At 66.9% G+C, this 17,231-nt stretch carries 18 protein-coding genes; 5 read left to right on the forward strand and 13 right to left on the reverse strand.

What is annotated here, in order from left to right; all coding sequences use genetic code 11:
• Nucleotides 1-204: 204 nt before the first annotated feature.
• The 10 genes from ACYQ6W_RS11315 to ACYQ6W_RS11360 form a co-directional block, all read right to left on the reverse strand.
• The gene (locus ACYQ6W_RS11315) at nt 205-1,131 is read right to left on the reverse strand and encodes a Tim44 domain-containing protein (RefSeq protein WP_459675391.1); all 927 of its coding nucleotides are present in this window, start codon (nt 1,129-1,131) and stop codon (nt 205-207) included.
• Nucleotides 1,132-1,192: 61 nt separating this feature from the next.
• Nucleotides 1,193-2,521, reverse strand: a complete 1,329-nt coding sequence (locus ACYQ6W_RS11320) for a TldD/PmbA family protein (protein WP_459675392.1) — start codon at nt 2,519-2,521, stop codon at nt 1,193-1,195.
• Complete coding sequence (locus ACYQ6W_RS11325) at nt 2,518-3,783, reverse strand: M16 family metallopeptidase (protein WP_459675393.1); 1,266 nt, start codon at nt 3,781-3,783, stop codon at nt 2,518-2,520. Before ACYQ6W_RS11325 ends, ACYQ6W_RS11320 begins: the two co-directional genes overlap by 4 nt.
• A gap of 11 nt (nt 3,784-3,794) precedes the next feature.
• Nucleotides 3,795-5,201, reverse strand: coding sequence for a threonine synthase (thrC, locus tag ACYQ6W_RS11330; protein ID WP_459675394.1), 1,407 nt, complete (start codon nt 5,199-5,201; stop codon nt 3,795-3,797).
• Between the two features lie 81 nt (nt 5,202-5,282).
• A complete protein-coding gene (locus ACYQ6W_RS11335; protein WP_459675395.1) occupies nt 5,283-6,077 on the reverse strand; it encodes a phosphodiesterase in 795 nt (264 codons plus the stop codon).
• A 60-nt stretch (nt 6,078-6,137) separates the two neighbouring features.
• Nucleotides 6,138-6,596, reverse strand: coding sequence for a cytidine deaminase (locus tag ACYQ6W_RS11340; protein ID WP_459675396.1), 459 nt, complete (start codon nt 6,594-6,596; stop codon nt 6,138-6,140).
• Nucleotides 6,580-7,617, reverse strand: coding sequence for a recombinase RecA (recA, locus tag ACYQ6W_RS11345; protein WP_459675397.1), 1,038 nt, complete (start codon nt 7,615-7,617; stop codon nt 6,580-6,582). The genes ACYQ6W_RS11340 and recA overlap by 17 nt, the downstream gene beginning before the upstream one ends.
• Nucleotides 7,618-7,744: 127 nt before the next feature.
• Entirely contained in the window at nt 7,745-8,368 is a 624-nt protein-coding gene (gene pncA / locus ACYQ6W_RS11350; protein ID WP_459675398.1) for a bifunctional nicotinamidase/pyrazinamidase, read from the reverse strand.
• A 9-nt stretch (nt 8,369-8,377) separates the two neighbouring features.
• Complete coding sequence (locus tag ACYQ6W_RS11355) at nt 8,378-8,923, reverse strand: gluconokinase (RefSeq protein WP_459675399.1); 546 nt, start codon at nt 8,921-8,923, stop codon at nt 8,378-8,380.
• Nucleotides 8,924-8,974: 51 nt separating this feature from the next.
• Nucleotides 8,975-10,024: a helix-turn-helix domain-containing protein gene (locus ACYQ6W_RS11360; RefSeq protein ID WP_459675400.1), complete on the reverse strand. Its 1,050-nt coding sequence runs from the start codon at nt 10,022-10,024 to the stop codon at nt 8,975-8,977.
• A 112-nt stretch (nt 10,025-10,136) separates the two neighbouring features.
• Between ACYQ6W_RS11360 and ACYQ6W_RS11365 the strand changes: the two genes are divergently transcribed.
• From ACYQ6W_RS11365 to ACYQ6W_RS11375, 3 genes are read left to right on the forward strand one after another with little or no spacing between them, the layout of a single operon-like run.
• The gene (locus tag ACYQ6W_RS11365; RefSeq protein ID WP_459675401.1) at nt 10,137-11,108 is read left to right on the forward strand and encodes an alpha/beta hydrolase family protein; all 972 of its coding nucleotides are present in this window, start codon (nt 10,137-10,139) and stop codon (nt 11,106-11,108) included.
• A 9-nt stretch (nt 11,109-11,117) separates the two neighbouring features.
• Nucleotides 11,118-12,080 (forward strand): NAD-dependent epimerase/dehydratase family protein, encoded by a 963-nt coding sequence (locus ACYQ6W_RS11370; protein WP_459675402.1) that lies wholly within the window; start codon nt 11,118-11,120, stop codon nt 12,078-12,080.
• Entirely contained in the window at nt 12,077-12,682 is a 606-nt protein-coding gene (locus tag ACYQ6W_RS11375) for a pyridoxamine 5'-phosphate oxidase family protein (protein WP_459675404.1), read from the forward strand. The genes ACYQ6W_RS11370 and ACYQ6W_RS11375 overlap by 4 nt, the downstream gene beginning before the upstream one ends.
• A 42-nt stretch (nt 12,683-12,724) precedes the next feature.
• Here the strand turns inward: ACYQ6W_RS11375 and ychF are convergent, their stop codons facing one another.
• The 3 genes from ychF to ACYQ6W_RS11390 are packed head-to-tail and all read right to left on the reverse strand — an operon-like array spanning nt 12,725 to nt 15,095.
• On the reverse strand, nt 12,725-13,819 hold the full coding sequence (gene ychF / locus ACYQ6W_RS11380; RefSeq protein ID WP_459675405.1) for a redox-regulated ATPase YchF: 1,095 nt from the start codon (nt 13,817-13,819) through the stop codon (nt 12,725-12,727).
• Nucleotides 13,819-14,397: an aminoacyl-tRNA hydrolase gene (pth, locus tag ACYQ6W_RS11385; protein ID WP_459675407.1), complete on the reverse strand. Its 579-nt coding sequence runs from the start codon at nt 14,395-14,397 to the stop codon at nt 13,819-13,821. The genes ychF and pth overlap by 1 nt, the downstream gene beginning before the upstream one ends.
• 35 nt (nt 14,398-14,432) lie before the next feature.
• A complete protein-coding gene (locus ACYQ6W_RS11390; protein WP_459675408.1) occupies nt 14,433-15,095 on the reverse strand; it encodes a 50S ribosomal protein L25/general stress protein Ctc in 663 nt (220 codons plus the stop codon).
• A 223-nt stretch (nt 15,096-15,318) separates the two neighbouring features.
• On the opposite strand from ACYQ6W_RS11390, the gene ACYQ6W_RS11395 reads away from it, so the two are divergent.
• Together ACYQ6W_RS11395 and phbB are read left to right on the forward strand one after the other, a co-directional pair.
• Nucleotides 15,319-16,377, forward strand: a complete 1,059-nt coding sequence (locus ACYQ6W_RS11395) for a glycosyltransferase family 4 protein (protein WP_459675409.1) — start codon at nt 15,319-15,321, stop codon at nt 16,375-16,377.
• 121 nt (nt 16,378-16,498) lie between these two features.
• The gene (phbB, locus tag ACYQ6W_RS11400) at nt 16,499-17,221 is read left to right on the forward strand and encodes an acetoacetyl-CoA reductase (protein WP_459675410.1); all 723 of its coding nucleotides are present in this window, start codon (nt 16,499-16,501) and stop codon (nt 17,219-17,221) included.
• Nucleotides 17,222-17,231: the final 10 nt, after the last annotated feature.

Genomic DNA, 17,231 nt, shown 5'->3' on the forward strand with positions numbered 1-17,231 from the left:
GGCTCGGGTGGATCAGCTCGATGATGCCCAGAAGAAACGGAATGCCAACGATCGCGAAGAAGATCCAGTCGAAGGTCTGATGCATGGCGACGCGCTCCCTTTGGGGTTCGACCCAGGCGCAGACATCGTAAGGACGTGCCTCGCTGGCAAATCACGTCTCTGCGCCTGTTCGCCCCGTAACGCGCTCCGCGCCGTCAGGTCGGGCTACTGTGTCTGCTGGATGGCCGCGAGGATCCAGTGGCTGCCCCGCCTCCGGGTGAAAGTCCAGATTTCGCTCACCAGGGCGCGGACGTTCGGATCGCCATCGACGACGCGACCAGCCATATCTTCCGTGACGTCTATCATCGAGAAGCGCATGGCGACGGTTGCAAAATCAGTATCGCCCTCGCTCCAGGCTTCCGAGAGCTCCATCGCCTCCACCTGGACATCCGAGACGCGGTTGCGCCAGCCCTGGCGCGCCAGGGTCCGCGCCTGCTCCTCGAAATAGCGCATCAGTTCCGGCGTTGCCGCCTGGGAGATGGCGCGCAGGTCGCCCGCGCCCCAGGCCTGCTGGACGTAGGTCAGGCATTGGGCGAAGGCCTGGCGGTCGGCAGCGGTTAGCTGCAGCGGGGCGACGCTGGGGCCCACGGCCTCCTGCGCCGGGCCAAGGCCGCCGAAGGCGCGGCCCGGCCGCGCCCCTGGGCCAGGGCCATAGATCGAGGGCTGCATCCCGCCCCGCCGGCCGGCGAAGAGGCGGATCAGCCAGCGGACGAGGAAGAAGATCAGCACCAGTTGGATCAGCAGGCCGAAGAGACCGCCGAAGCCGAGCCCCATATGCATGAAGCTGCCGCCGAAGAGCAGGCCGAAGAGGCCGGCGCCAAGGAAGCCGCCGAGCAGTCCCGTCATGAACGGCCGACGCGCGGCGAAGGAGCCGCCGGGCGCGCCAAAGCCACGATTGCTGTAGCTCGGCGTCTGGCTGCGCTCGAAGGGTGCGGCGCCGGGCGCGATCTGCGTCGGCCGCGGCGGGCGATAGGTGAAGCTGCCGCGGCTGCCCATCGAATGCCCGCCGCCGAGGCGGGCCTCCGCCTGGTCGATACCGACACTTCCGAGCAGCGGAAGAACGGCGGCCGCGATGATCAGATACCGGCGCATGACGCGCACACACTCCTTCAATGGTTCGTCGTCACGATATGGTGAGGCGGAGCCAGATTTTTTAGGCCCCGGCCATCGTCATGTCGTCGATTCGGATCGTGGGCGCATCGGTCCCGCGGATGAAGCGCAGGTCGTTCGCCGCCACCATCCGCGCGAACATGCCGATCAGGTTGTCGGCGATGGTGATTTCCGCCACCGGCTCGGCCAACTGGCCGTCGCGGATCATGAAGCCGGCCGCACCCCGGCTGTAGTCGCCCGTGATGCCGTTGATGCCGGAGCCGATGAGCTCCGTGACGTAGAGCCCTTCCCGGATGTCGGCTATCAGCTCTTCGGGGCTGAGGCTGCCCGCGGCGAGATAGAGGTTGGAGGTGGCGGGGCCGGGGGGGCCGGAGGTGCCGCGGGCGGCATGGCCGGTCGTCTTCAGGCCGAGCTGCTTCGCGCTCCGCCCGTCCAGCACCCAGCTCTGCAGCACGCCATCGGCGATGATGTCGAGCGGTGCGGTGGCTTGGCCTTCGCCATCGAAGGGACGGGAGCGCAGGCCGCGCCTGCGATGCGGATCGTCCCGGATCAGCGTGCCCGGCGCGAAGAGCCGCGCGCCCATCTTCTCCTTGAGGAAGCTGGTTCCGCGCGCGATGGAAGCGCCGTTCACGGCGCCGGCGAGATGGCCGACCAGGCTCGCGGAGACGCGCGGGTCATAGACCACCGGCAGTGTCCCGGTTTTCGGGCGCGTGGGGTTGAGACGCGCCAGTGCCCGTTCAGCGGCGCGGCGGCCAATCCCTGCCGGGTCGTCGAGATCGGCTTGGTGCACGGCACTCGTATAGTCGTAGTCGCGCTGCATGCCCGTGCCGGTGCCGGCCAGCGCAGTCGCGGAGAGAGAGTAGCCGGTGCGCCGATAGCTGCCGGCGAAGCCGCGGCTCGTCACCAGCACGGCTTCTGTGCGGCTGTAGCCGGCATCCGCGCCTTCGCTGTTGGTGATGCCGGCGACCGCAAGTGCCGCGTCCTCGGCTGCCCCCGCCCGCGCGGCGAGCGTTTCCACATCCGGCTCGGCACTGTCCTCCATGTCGAGGTCGAGGGCTGGAAAGGCCGTGATATCGAGCAGACCGCTCAAGGGGTCGGGCGGAACCAACCGGGCCATGGCCACCGCACGTTCCGCGATATCGGCGAATTGCGCCGGGTCGAGGCCCGGCGCCGAGACGATGGCCGAGCGCTCACCCACGAAGACGCGGAGGCCGAGATCACGCCCTTCCGACCGTTCGACATGCTCGATCTGCCCCAGACGGCGGCTGACCGAGAGCGAGGTGCCGGCGAAATAGACGGCATCCGCCTCATCAGCACCGGCGCGGCGCGCGGCTGTCAGAAGATCGGCGAGCGTCTCGGCGTCCTGGGTCATGCGGCGAGCGTCTCCGTAATGGTGGCGAGGCCAGGCACCTTGCTGCAGGGGCCGAGCACGGCAAGGGTCGGGGTCTGCCGGAAGATGCCGGCGGCAGTGCGGCAGACATCCTCGGTGCGCACGGCTTCGATCTGGGCCACCATCTCTTCCACCGGCACGATGCGGCCATAGACCTGAAGCTGGCGGGCCAACTGCTCGCAGCGGCTGCCGGTGCTTTCCAGGGACATGAGGATGCTGGCCTTGGCCTGGGCGCGGGCGCGCTGCAGTTCGGTCTCCGTCACGTCGAGCTGGACGCGGCGCAGCTCTTCCAGGGTGACGGGCATCAGCTCGGCCGCCTCGCTCTCGCCGGTGCCGGCATAGATGCCGAAGAGGCCGGAATCCATCGCAGGCGCGGTGAAGGCGTAGATGGAATAGACGAGGCCGCGCTTCTCGCGGATTTCCTGGAACAGACGGGAGGACATGCCCCCGCCGAGCAGGGTGGAGAGCATCATCGCCGCGTAGAAATCGGGATGGCTATAGGAGACCGAGGGGAAGCCGAGGACGATGTGGACCTGGTCGAGATCGCGCGCCTCGCGGAACTCGCCGCCGCAATAGTCCGAGGGGATCGCGTCAGGAACCGCCGAGGTCGGCAGGTCGGCGAAGTGGCGCTCGGCGAGCCGCACGACCTCCTCGTGCTTGAGCTTGCCGGTCGCTGCGACGACGACGTTCCGGGTGCCGTAATGGGCCCGCATGTAGTTGGTCAGCGCATGCCGGGGCATGCCGCGGATGACCTCTTCCGTGCCGAGCGTCGGGCGGCCCATCGGCTGATTGGGGAAGGCCGCTTCCTGGAAATGGTCAAAGATGATGTCGTCCGGCGTGTCGTTCGCCTGGCCGATTTCCTGCAGGATGACACCGCGCTCGCGTTCCAGCTCCTCCGGCTCGAAGCTCGAATGGGTCAGGATGTCGCCGATGATGTCGGCGCCGAGGGCGATGTCCTCCTTCAGCAGCTTGACGTAATAGGCGGTCTGCTCGCGGGCCGTATAGGCGTTGATGTGGCCGCCCACGGCCTCGATCTCCTCGGCGATGGCGACTGCCGAGCGGGTCTCCGTGCCTTTGAAGGCCATATGTTCGAGGAAATGGGAGACGCCGTTTTCCGCCGCCTGCTCATGCCGCGTGCCGGCCGCCACATAGGCGCCGAAGGAGACGGTCTCGACCCGGGGCATCTCTTCGGTGACGACGGTGAGGCCGGAGGGCAGGGTCTCCACGCGGATGGCATCGCTCATGCGGACGTCCTTCAAGAATGGTCGTTGCGGCCGACGAAGCCGCGCAGCAGCGTCTCGACGGCGGCGAGGTCGTTCGGCGCCGTGGTGTAGCGTTCCTCGCCCGTCATGAGATGGGCGAGCCGGGGCGGCAGGGAAGGGCGGATGCCCGTCGCCGCCTTCACCGCATCGGGGAATTTGGCGGGATGGGCGGTCGCCATGGCAATGACGGGCACTGGCCGGGTGAGGTGGGCCTGCTGCGCGGCCGCGATGCCGATCGCCGTATGGGGATCGGCGAGGTAGCCGGTTTCGCCATGGATGTGGCGGATGGCGGCCGTGGTTTCGGCATCGCTCAGCGCCAGGCCCTGGAAAAGCGCGGTAGCCTGCTTCCAGGCCGCATCAGGCACGGGCATGCGGCCGGTCTTGCGGAAATCCTGCATCAGCTGCGCCGTCACCGCGGGATCACGATCCACCAGCTCGAAGAGCAGCCGCTCGAAATTCGAACTGACCTGGATGTCCATGCTGGGGGACAGGCTGGGCTCCACCCCCCGCACCGTCATGTCGTTGGCGGCGAGGAAGCGGCTGAGGATGTCGTTGCGGTTGGAACCGATGACGAGCTTGGAGATCGGCAGGCCCATCCGGCGCGCGGCCCAAGCGGCCAGCACATTGCCGAAATTCCCGGTGGGTACGGCGAAGGCGACCTCGCGATCCGGCGCACCGAGGGCGAGGGCCGAGGCGACGTAGTAGGGGATCTGTGCTGCGATGCGCGCCCAGTTGATGGAATTGACCGCCGTCAGCTTCATCTCGCCGCGGAAGGCTTCATTCGCGAAGAGGCCCTTCACCATGTCCTGGCAGTCGTCGAAGGTGCCGTCGATCGCGATGTTGAAGACGTTGTCGGCATCGACCGTCGTCATCTGCCGCCGCTGCACCTCGCTGGTGCGGCCTTCGGGATGGAGGATCGCGATCTTGATGCGCGCGCGGCCGCGGCAGGCTTCGATCGCCGCCGAGCCGGTGTCGCCGGAGGTGGCGCCGACGATCGTGACCGTCTCGTCGCGCTCCGTCAGCACATGCTCGAAAAGCTGGCCGAGCAGCTGCAGCGCCATGTCCTTGAAGGCGAGGGTGGGGCCGTGGAACAGCTCCTGCACCCAGAGGTTATGGTCGAGCTGGACCAGGGGCACCCGCGCCGGATGGTCGAAATGCGCATAGGCCCGGTCGCACAGCATGCGCAGGGTCTCGAGGCTCATGGTCTCGCCCACGAAGGGGTGGATCACCTGGGCCGCGAGCTCGGCATAGGGCAGGTCGCGCAGGGCCCGCCATTCGGCGGCGGAGCGCTCCGGCCAGGTTTCGGGCATGAAGAGCCCGCCATCCTCGGCGAGACCCGCCAGGAGAACACCGCCGAAATCTCGCGGCTCGGCCTGACCGCGTGTGGAGAGGTAGCGCATCCGCCTGAGCTAACCCAAAGACCGGCACTTCGCCAGCGTCCGAGAAGCATGGCGCAGGTGAGTTTCAGCGGCAGGGGCGGCTCAGAAGAAGTCGAAGGGGCCGGGGAAGCTGCCGATCGGGCTGTAATGGGTCACGAGACCGAGGCCCGGCTGCCATTGGTGCAGAAGCAGGGCGGGGGGTTCGAGGAAGGATGCGGGTTCGGCGCCGGGCGCCAGCCGCAAGGCGATGGCCGTGGTCGTGCTGGGCGCGGTCAGCAGCAGGGTGCCGCCGAAGCGGCATTGCATGAAGCGGTGGATGTGGCCGCAGAGCACGCGCTCCACCGCGGGATAGCGGGCGAGAATGGCGGCAAGGCGATCGCCATCGCGGCAGAAATAGTCGTCGATGAAGCCCATGCCGCTGGCCACCGGCGGCTGGTGCATCATGAGGAGGGTCGGCTGGTCCGGCGCTTCCGCGAGGCGCGCCTCCAGCCAGGCGCAGGCGGCCTCGTCCATCGCGCCGTGATGCTCACCCGGCACGGTGATGTCGAGGCCGAGGATGCGCAGGGGCCCCTGAGTCAGGTCGCAATGCAGCGGGCCACTGCCCGCCGTGTAGGGTTGGGCGGGAAAGGTGTTTTTGAATGCCTGCCGCTCGTCATGATTGCCAGGGATGGCGAGGACCGGCTGGGTGAGATCCGCCATCATCTCGCGCGCCAGGGCATAGGCGTCCGGCGTCCCGGTCTCGGTCACGTCCCCGGTCAGCAGCACGAGGTCGGGGGCCGGATCCAGGCTGCGCAGATGCCGGAGCGCGGCCGCGAACATGGCGTTGGAGTCGACGAGGCCCTGGTAGAGCTGACCCGGCGGGCAGAGATGCGGATCGGAAAGCTGGGCGATGAGCATGGGGGTAGCCTCAGCCGGTTTCACCGCTCGCGCCATACGCCGAAACGCGCAGAGCCGCGGTCAGCGGCGATAGGGCAGCGGCAGCAGCGCGCGGATCGGCATCTTGAGCGGGGCGAGCAGCCCCGGCACGATCACCTGCGCATCCGGATCATAGTCGAGGATCATTTCCCGGCAGGCGCCACAGGGAGAAACGACGGCAAGGCTCTGATCCGCTTCCTCGGCCTTCGGGTGGCGGATGGCGACGGCCGTGGCGATGGTGCCGTCGCCTTCGAGGATGGCGCGGCCGAGGGCGACGGGCTCGGCGCAGACCTGCATGCGACCGACGGTCGCGCCGAGGTGGATGCCGGTCCAGATCCGCCCGTCGCGTCCGCGGATGGCGGCGGAGACCATGTGCCAGAAGGGCCGATAATGCTCTCTGAGGACTGCACGCGCCGCTTCGATCAGCGCGTGGTCTTCCTCCGTCAGGGTGTCGACGGCGATCTCTGCCGTAGCGGGCTCAGTCTCATTCGGCAGCCTCAAGCTCGTCTCCCGTAGGATCGGTCGTCATGGCGTTCACCACGATGCCCGCCTGTTCGCGAATCTTCAACTCGATGGCATCCGCGACGGAAGGATTGTCGATCAGGAACTGGCGGGCATTGTTCCGCCCCTGGCCGATACGCTGATTGTCGAAGCTGTACCAGGAACCGGACTTCTCGACGATGCCGGCCTTGACTCCGAGGTCGATGACCTCGCCCATCTTGCTGACGCCTTCGCCATACATGATGTCGAACTCGACTTGGCGGAAGGGGGGCGCCAGCTTGTTCTTCACCACCTTCACGCGCGTCTCGTTGCCGATCACCTCCTCCTTCTCCTTGATGGAGCCGATGCGCCGGATGTCGAGGCGGATGGAGGCGTAGAACTTCAGCGCATTGCCGCCTGTCGTCGTCTCCGGGCTGCCGAACATGACGCCGATCTTCAGGCGGATCTGGTTGAGGAAGATGAAGGTGGTCTTCGAGCGTGAGACCGAGCCGGTGAGCTTGCGCAGCGCCTGGCTCATCAGGCGGGCATGCAGGCCGACATGGCTGTCACCCATCTCGCCTTCGAGTTCGGCGCGCGGCACGAGGGCGGCCACGCTATCCACCACCAGCACGTCAATCGCGCCGGAGCGGACCAGGGTATCGGCGATTTCCAAGGCCTGTTCGCCGGCATCGGGCTGGCTGATCAGGAGGTTGTCGACGTCGACGCCGAGCTTGCGGGCATAGACCGGATCGAGCGCGTGTTCGGCGTCGATGAAGGCGCAGGTGCCACCGCGCTTCTGCGCCTCGGCGATGACGTGCAGCGCGAGCGTCGTCTTGCCCGAGCTTTCGGGGCCATAGATCTCCACAATACGGCCGCGCGGCATGCCGCCGATGCCGAGGGCGAGGTCGAGACCGATGGAGCCGGACGGGATGACCTCGATCTGCTCATCGGTGCCCTTGGACCCCATGCGCATGATGGAGCCTTTGCCGAAGGCCCGCTCGATCTGCACGAGGGCCGCATCCAGAGCCTTGGTCTTTTCCATAATTCATCCCTCTCAGGGCATAGAAGCGGCCGCGACTCGGGGTGCGGCGGTTACCAGTCGGAGTCTGCGCGAATGGGAACAATTTAGCAACTCCGGCATCGGGTGGCGATGCGGAGCTTAATGATCCCTATCCGATCAATTGCGATATCGTTACGATATTGACCCCGGCGATGTCCATGTTTCGATAAGCGCGGGCCATCGATCCATCGAGATCGATACCGCGGCAGGCATCCGGCACCACGGACGCGCTGATGCCGAAGTGGTGGGCGTCACAGGCCGTCCAGCCGACGCAGAAATCGGTCGCAACACCGCAGACCACCGCTTCGGTGATGCCGCGCGCGGCAAGCCAGCCGTCGAGCCCGGTGCGCGTCTCGCGGTCGGCTTCGAGGAAGGCGGAGTAGCTGTCCACCGCCTTGTGGCCGCCTTTACGGAGAATGAGGCTGGCATGGGGGATGGCGAGCTTGGGGTGGAAGTCCGCACCATGGCTGCCCATCACGCAATGGTCCGGCCACAGCACCTGCGGGCCGTAGAAGGCGTCATAGCTCTCGAAGGGCTGTCGCCCGGCATGGCTGGAGGCGAAGGAGCTATGGCCCGGGCAGTGCCAATCCTGCGTCAGCACCACGGTCTCGAAGCTCTGGGCCAGGCGGTTGATGGTCTCGACGATCTCGTCGCCTCCAGGCACGGCGAGCGCGCCCCCGGGCATGAAGTCGTTCTGCATATCGACGACGATGAGGGCGCGGGTCGGGGTCATGGCATGCCCTCAGGGAAGCTGGAGCTGCTTCAAGGCTTCGTCCACCACCGCTTGCTCCAGTTGGTCGATGGAGACGGCGATCGCCTCGTCCGGCCCCGGCACTTCCAGCGTGTCGAACTGGCTCTGCAGCAGGGCGGGCGGCATGAAGTGGCGCGTGCGGTGCTGCATCCGCCCATAGAGCAGATCGTAGCTGCCGTTGAGGTAGACGAAGCGGACGTCCTTATGGCCGGCGCGCAGGATGTCCCGATAAGCGCGCTTGAGGGAGGAGCAGGTAACCACGCCCTGCTGCCCCGCGCGCCGCCAATCGTCGATCCGCGCAGCGATGGTTTCCAGCCAGGGCGTGCGGTCCGCGTCGGTGAGCGGAATGCCCTGGCTCATCTTGGCGATGTTGGCGGCTGGATGCAGGTCGTCCCCCTCAATCATCGGCCAGCCGAGACGCTGGGCGAGGTCGGCCGCGATCGTGGATTTGCCGCTGCCGGAGACACCCATGACGATGAGGGCGGTCAGCGCAGGAGGAGGGGCGATGTCGGGCAATGCGAGGGTCCGTTCCGGCAAGCGTGGGTGGAGTTCCTGCTGATAGGCCATCGGCCCGTTGTCACGGAAGCTCTAACCCGCAGGTTCGAGGACAGGGTGCGGGCCGAGGCGCGCGGGAGCCAGGGCCTGCGCCCGCCATGCCGTGGGGGTGCGGCCTGTGACCCGCAGAAACTCCCGGTTGAAGTTGGATTTCGTCTGAAAGCCGACCGCGAGGAACACCTGCGTGACTGGCATCTCGGTCTCGGCCAGGAGGCGGCAGGCATCGGCCACCCGGAAGCCGTTGACGTATTGGGAGACGTTCATGCCGCGAACGCGGTTGATGGCGCTCGAGACGGCCCGAGCTGGCACGGCCAGCCGGCGCGCCAAGCGTTCGAGGCTGAGGTTCGGGTCGTGATGCAGCGCCCGCTCGTGGAGCAGCGCATCGAGGGCCGCGACGATGGCGATATCGCCCTCACCCGCAACAGGAGCCTCCGCGACGGCGGTGGGTGCGGACGGAGCCACGGGGACCGGTGCGCGTCTACCCGCCCAGGCGGCCGCGGCGCTGAGCAGGCCGATGGAGATCATGCTCGCCAAGCCTGAGATGAAGCCCGCGTTGCGGCCATCATCATGCAGGAGATCCTGGTTGATCGCGAAATCCGTGATCGGCGAGAGCAGCGCCTTGATCGCCGTGATCCAGAGGGCCACCGACACGGGAATGCTGCCGTCGAGAGTGGCGCAGGTGAGGGCATCGGCTCCGCGCCAGGCGAGCCGCAGCAGAGCGATGCCGTAGCCCACGAAAATGGCCGCGAGCGTGGCATCGATCATCCAGGGCGCGGTCAGCCAGAGTCCCGCGAGCACGAGCGGCGGCAGCGCATGCAGCGCCGATGGCGGCTGCGCGGTCACGAAACTCCGGAAGGCGAGCCAGGCGAGTGGCGGGAGGGCCGCCGCCATGATGCTCTGCAAGGGCAGCACGGCCTGCAGCCCGTAACCCCAGTGCAACCCGATCAGCACGGCCTGCACCGCATAGGCGCCGATCAGAGCGATCATCCACCGGTTGGCCGAAGCCTGTTCCGCCCGCAGCATCCGCAGCAGCAGGAGGCCGAGCAGCAAGGCGAGGACGAAGGGCAGGGGCACCATGGGCATGGCGGAATCTATGACCGAGAACGCGATGCCGGACGACCGAAAACAGGATCCAGGTCGCGGATCCGAGCGCGCCCGTCCATGCCGGAGGCATTCGCCACGAGGAGGGTTCCCCATGCGATGGCTTCTGGCCGTCTTGCTGTTGCTGCCGTTGACCGCCCATGCTGCCGGCCTGCGCTTCATCACGATACCGGCCAAGGCGGCCGAGCCGGCGATGACCGGCGTGATCTGGACCCCCTGCGCCCATCCCGCTGGACAGGTGCAGGCCGGCCCGCTGACCATCCCCGGCGTGCGGGATTGCCCCGTGGTGGGCGAGCGCCTGCCGCTCGTCGTCATCTCCCACGGCGTCGGTGGCTGGTCCCTCAGCCATCATGATCTGGCGGAGCGGCTCGCGAATGCCGGCTTCGTCGTGGCGGCGATCGATCATCCGGAAGATGGTGGCCGCATTCCCGATCGCACCCATGCCGATGCCCTGGAGGTCTGGAGCCGGCGCCCGGCCGATATCAGCCGGCTCATCGACTACATGCTGTCCGCTTGGCCGGACCACGCCCGCATCGATCCGCGGCGGATCGGCTTCTATGGCTTTTCCCGTGGTGGTTTCACCGGCCTCGTCCTCATTGGCGGCCAGCCGGATACTGGCCGGCTGCGGGCGGTGTGTGCCGACTATCCAAAGATACAAACCTGCCTGCAGGTGAAGGCGGGCGCCCGCTTGCCGAACCCCATGCCGCATGACCCGCGCATCCGGGCGGCGGTGCTGGCGGACCCCGTGCTCAGCCGCATCTTTCCGGCTTCGGGGTTGGCCGCCATTCACGTGCCGACGCAGATTTGGGCCTCCCAATATGGTGGCGACGGCGTCGTGCCGGGCGAGGTGGTGGCGATGGCACGGGACCTGCCTGCAGCACCCGATCTGCACCCGGTAAAGGGTGCGGCCCATTTCTCCTTCCTTGTGCCGTGCGACGCGACCCTGCGGCGGCTTGCCGCGCCCATCTGTGTTGACCCGCCCGGCTTCGACCGGCTTGAGTTTCATGCTGAGATGGACGACGCAATTTTGGCGTTCTTCCAGGCGCAGCTGGCGCCGCAGCACTGACGAGGACCGATGCGGGTTCTGCTGACAGGATCGTCCGGCTGGCTCGGCCGCTATCTCGGACCGCGGTTGCGGGCCGCGGGCCATGCGGTGGTCGGTCTCGACGTGGCGCCGCGGGCGGAGACGCAGGTTCTCGGCTCGGTCGTGGACCGGGCGTTGATCGGCCACGTCTTCGCGGAGCATCGACCTGAGGCGGTCATCCACGCGGCTGCGCTGCACAAGCCCGACATCGCGCGCGACCCGGCGCAGGCCTTCATCGACGTCAACATGACCGGCACGCTCAATCTCCTGGAAGCCGCCGTCGCGGCAGGGCATGACCGCTTCGTCTTCACCTCCACCACCTCGCTCATGATCTCGGACGCCATCCGGCGCGAGGAGGCGGACCATGCCGTCTGGCTGGACGAGAGCAGCGGCCCGTTGGCGCCGCGGAACGTCTACGGGGTCACCAAGCTCGGCGCCGAGGGCCTGTGCCGGATGCATCATCTCGGCCATGGGCTGAACTGCATCGTTCTGCGCACGGCGCGTTTCTTTCCCGAGGAGGACGACACCGATCGCGATCTGTCGGGCGAGAACCGCAAGGCGAACGAATTCCTCAACCGTCGTGCGACGGTGGAGGACATGGCGGCAGCGCATCTCCGCGCGTTGGAGCGTGCGCCCGTCATCGGCTTCGGCACCTATGTCATCTCCGCGCCGACGCCTTTCCAGCGGGCGGAGGCGACGGCGCTGAAGCAGGATGCGGCGGCCGTCATCGCGCGGCATTTCCCGGAGGCGCCGGCCCTCTATGCCGCACGCGGCTGGTCCCTGCCGCGCTCCATCGGTCGGGTCTATGACGCGCGTCTGGCCGAGCGCGAACTGGGCTTTCGGGCGGCGACGGATTTCGCGGCCGTGCTGGCGGCGCTGCGCAGCGGCGCGCCCCTGCCTTTCACCCACGATCCGGGCTATGTGTCACCGAAAGAGGTGGGAGGGGCTGGATGATCACGACGCTCGAGGAGTTGGAGGCGCTGTACGGTCCGGCCAATCCGCGCTCGATCCTCAAGGAAATCCCGGCGCTCAACGCCGATTACCGGGCCTTCGTCGAGGCTTCACCCTTCATCGTCATCGCGACCGCCGGGCCGGAAGGGCTGGATTGCTCGCCCAAGGGCGATGCGCCCGGCTTCGTGCAAATCCTGGACGACCGGACACTCGCCATCCCCGACCGGCCGGGCAACAACCGCGTCGACAATCTGCGCAACATCATTCGCGATCCGCGCATTTCCGTGCTGTTCATCATCCCTGGTGTGGGAGAGACGCTGCGGGTGAATGGCCGCGCGGCGATTTCCACCGAGCCCGATCTGCTCGACCGCTTCATCGTCCAAGGCAAGCGGCCGAAGACGGTGATCCTGGTGACGATCGAGACGACCTATTTCCATTGCGCCAAGGCCTTCGTGCGCTCGGCGCTATGGGACCCGGATCGCTTCGTTGCGCGGTCGACCCTGCCGAGCGCCGGGCAAATCCTGCAGCACATCAGCGACGGCGCCTTCGATGGCACGGCCTACGACCGCGAGATGCCAGAGCGGACCAAGCAGACGCTGTATTGACCGTGCGCCTCGGAACGAGTCCGAGGGCGACGGCAAGAATGCTCAGACGTTGAAGCGGAACAGCAGGACGTCGCCGTCCTTCACAACGTATTCCTTGCCTTCGATACGCAGCTTGCCGGCTTCGCGCGCGCCGGCCTCACCCTTGAAGGCGATGTAGTCGTCATAGGCGATGGTCTCGCAGGCGATGAAGCCGCGCTCGAAATCGCCATGGATGACGCCGGCGGCCTGCGGCGCCTTGAAGCCGCGTTCGATCGTCCAGGCGCGGGTCTCCTTGGGGCCCACCGTGAAATAGGTGATGAGGCCGAGCAGCCCGTAGCCGGCCGCAATGACGCGGGCGAGGCCGCTTTCCGTGAGGCCGAGGCCTTCGAGGAACTCCGCCTGCTCCTCCTCGGGCAGCTGGCTGACCTCGGCTTCAATGGCGGCGGAGACGATGACGTGGGCCGCGCCCTTCGCCTTCGCCATCTCGGCGACCTTAGCGGAGAAGGCATTGCCCGTGGCGGCCGAGGCTTCCTCGACGTTGCAGACGTAGAGAACCGGCTTCGCAGTAAGCAGCTGCAGCCGCTCCGCCATCTTGCGGTCGGCCGGTGCGATCGCGCTCCAGGCCGACTTGCCTTCCGTCAGCGCCTTGACGATGGGCTCGATCAGTTCGAGCTGCGCCGCGCTTTCCTTGTCGCCGCCGCGCGCCTTCTTCTGCAGGTTCGGCACCCGCTTCTCGAGGCTTTCGAGATCGGCGAGCATCAGCTCCGTCTCCACCACCTCGGCGTCGCGCACCGGGTCGACGGAGCCTTCGACATGGGTGATGTCCCCATCCTCGAAGCAGCGCAGGACGTGGATGATTGCGTCCGTCTCGCGGATATTGGCGAGGAACTGGTTGCCGAGGCCCTCACCCTTGGAAGCGCCGCGCACGAGGCCGGCGATGTCCACGAATTCCAGGCTGGTCGGGACGATCTTCTGGCTTTTTCCGATGGTGGCCAGCGCCTGGAGACGGCGATCGGGCACCGCGACGCGGCCGACATTCGGCTCGATCGTGCAGAAGGGGTAGTTGGCGGCCTGGGCGGCGGCGGTCGCCGTCAAGGCGTTGAAGAGCGTCGACTTACCGACATTGGGCAGGCCGACGATGCCGCAATTGAAGCCCATTACTGTACCTTCCGCATGTCTTCGGAAACGCTGGTCATGAATTTCTCAGGCTCGCCGCCGGCCAGTTGCGCGGCGTTATCGGCCACGGCATCGAGGAAGGGAACGAGCCAGCTCTGATCGGCCTTCGCGAAGTCCCCCAAGACATAGCCATGCACCCGGTCCTTGTGGCCGGGATGGCCGATGCCGAGGCGGACGCGCCAATAGTCCGGCGTGCCAATGAGCTGATCGATACTCCGCAGGCCGTTATGCCCCGCCGCCCCGCCGCCGCGTTTGACCCGCAGCTTGCCGGGTACGAGGTCCAACTCGTCGTGAAACACCGTCATCTCGGCGGGCGCAATCTTGAAGAAGGCGAGCGCCTGCTGCACCGACTGGCCGGACAGATTCATATAGGTCATCGGCTTGAGGGCGAGCACCTTCTCGGTGCCGACGCGCCCTTCGGCCACCAACCCCTTGAAACGCGGCCGCCACGGCGTGAAGCCGTGGCGGGTCGCGATCACATCCAGCGCCATGAAGCCGATATTGTGGCGCTGCCTTGCCATTCCCGGCTCGGGGTTGCCGAGCCCGACCCAAAGCAACATGGGTGGACCTGGCCTCCCTTCGCGCGGTGAGCGGCTTACTTCTTCTTCGGCGCGGCCTTGCCACCCTTGGCGGCGGCAGCAGCGGCAGCGGCCTCAGCCTTGGCGGCGTCTTCGGCGGCATCGGCCGCGTTCTGCTGCACGGAGGCGATGCTCGCGATGACGAAGTCGCGGTCGACGATCGTCGGCCGGGTGCCTTCGGTGCCCTTCAGGTCGGAGAAGCGGACGTTGTCGTTGATGTCGAGTTCGGTGAGATCGGCCACGAAGTGCTCGGGCACGGTCTCCGGATCGGCATAGACTTCCACCGTGTGGCGCACGACGTTCAGAACGCCGCCACGCTTCAGGCCAGGGGAGACGGCGTCACCCTCGAAGACCACGGCGACGGCGACGCGGATCTGCTCGCCTGCTGCCAGACGCTGGAAATCGACATGCTCCGGCTGGTCGGTCACCGGATGGAATTGGATGTCGCGGATCAGCGCGCGCGGCTTCTCCGAGCCGAGATCCAGCTCATACAGACGGGATCGCCAGCCGCCGCGATGCAGCTCCTTCATCACCGAGCGGGGGTCGAGGGAGATCAGGGTCGGCGTTTGCTTCGCACCGTAGATGACGGCGGGAACTTTCCCCGCCCGGCGTGTCGCGCGCGCTGCCCCCTTACCTGCCCGCTCGCGCAGCTCGGCCGGAATAGACGTGAAATTGGCCATAACTCGCTCCTTGGAAATACGGAAAACGCCGGCCTCCAGGGGTGCCGACGTCAGGGGCGGGCGTGTAGCGGATGCGGCGGCTGGAGGCAACCGGCCTTGCTGCATGCCGCCCGCGCGTGCTGGCCGATCGATCGGCCTCGACTGGCGCGGGCGGGGGCCTTTGCCGTCTTGCTCTCCCGCAGGGCATCGGCCATGGTCCGCCGCCGTTCAAGACCCGGTGCGCATGACCCTCCCTGCCATCCTCAATCACCTGCTCTTCCTGATCTGTCTGGCCCTGCTCTCGGCCGGCGTCGTCCGGGTGATGATTGCGGTGGGGGTGATGGACCACCCGGAGGGTCGGAAGGCGCATGAGAGGCCGACGCCCAAGCTCGGCGGCATTGGCATCGTTCTCGCCTATCTCGCGGGCATTCTCTTTCTCTATCAGGTGGCGGAATTCGCCCGCCTCGCCGATCCCTATTTCCGCGGCATGATCCTGTCGGCTTTCGCGATCGCCTTGGTCGCCCTGCTGGACGACATCTACGACTACCGCTTCGTCGTGAAGCTCGGCGCCCAGGTGGCGGCCGCGCTGACCGCCGTCGGCACCGGCCTCTACGTCTCGGCCTATCACCTCCCTTACATCGGCGGTGTCGATGTCGGGCCACTCGCCATTCCCTTCACGCTCTGCTGGATTCTCTTCGCGACGAACGCGATGAACTTCATCGACGGGATGAACGGGCTCGCCGCCGGCATCACCTTCATCACCTGCGTCTTCCTGAGCATCTTCGCCGCCCATGCAGCGGGCTGGTTCACCTATTTCGCCGCCGCCCTGCTCGCCGCCGGCGTGCTGGGTTTCCTACCCTTCAACTACCCGCGCGCCCGCATCTTCATGGGTGACGTCGGCAGCCAGTTCTGCGGTTTCGTGCTCGCCATGCTGGCCGTCGCCTCCTCCCGCTTCGAGAGCACCGAGCTGTCCTTCGTTCTGGTGCCGATGATGCTGTCCGGCGCGCTCTACGACGTTGCCTTCACCCTGATGCGCCGGCTGCTGCGGGGAGAGAACATCACCCAGGCGCATCGCGGCCATCTCTTCCAGGTCGCCCACCGCGCCGGCATGGCACCCTGGTTCATCACCCTGATCTATTGGGGTTTCACTCTCTTCGGTGCCTGTGCCGCCTGGTGTTTCCTTGCCGCCCCCTCCTTCTACAAGCCGATGGTAGTGCCGGTGCCCCTCATCCCGCCGCTGATCTGGACCCTCTATGTCGTCCGACGGGCGCACCGCGCCGAGGTCGGCCGCTGGTCGAATTGATTTTGTCGTCTCCGCTGCCGAATTGACCGCTGGCACGCTGGGCATTTCGGGCTAGGGTTGCCAGGCACGGCGTATCCGGAGCGGAGCGTCCGGACGCACGCCCAAGAGCGAGGGGAAGAGCATGTCCAAAGTGGCACTGGTCACCGGTGGAACGCGCGGCATCGGCGCTGCCATCAGCATCGCATTGAAGGAAGCGGGGCGCACCGTCGTCGCGAGCTACGCCGGCAACGTCGAGAAGGCGGAAGCCTTCGGCCGCGAGACCGGCATCGCCACGCTGCAGTTCGACGCCGGCGATTATGCAGCCTGCGAAGTGGCGGTGAAGCGCATCTCTGAGGAGTTCGGGCCCATCGAGATCCTCGTCAACAACGCGGGCATCACCCGCGATGCCACCATGGCGAAGATGACCCGCGACATGTGGGACGCCGTGATCGACACCAATCTCGGCTCCTGCTTCAATCTCTGCAAGCTGACCTTCGACGGCATGAAGGCCAAGAAGTTCGGACGCGTCGTCAACATCGGCAGCATCAACGGCCAGGCTGGGCAATACGGCCAGGTCAACTACGCTGCGGCGAAATCCGGCATCCACGGCTTCACCAAGGCGCTGGCCCAGGAGGGGGCCCGCTTCGGCATCACCGTGAACGCCATCGCGCCTGGTTATGTCGATACCGATATGGTGCGCGCCGTGCCCGAGGATGTTCTGGCCAAGATCGTGGCCCGCATTCCGGTCGGGCGTCTCGGCCATGCCGAGGACATCGCCCGCGGCGTCGTCTTCCTCACGGCTGATGATGCGAGCTTCGTCACCGGGTCGACGCTGTCGATCAACGGTGGCCAGCATATGTACTGATCAACGGATA

Source organism: Acidisoma sp. 7E03 (assembly GCF_054665075.1).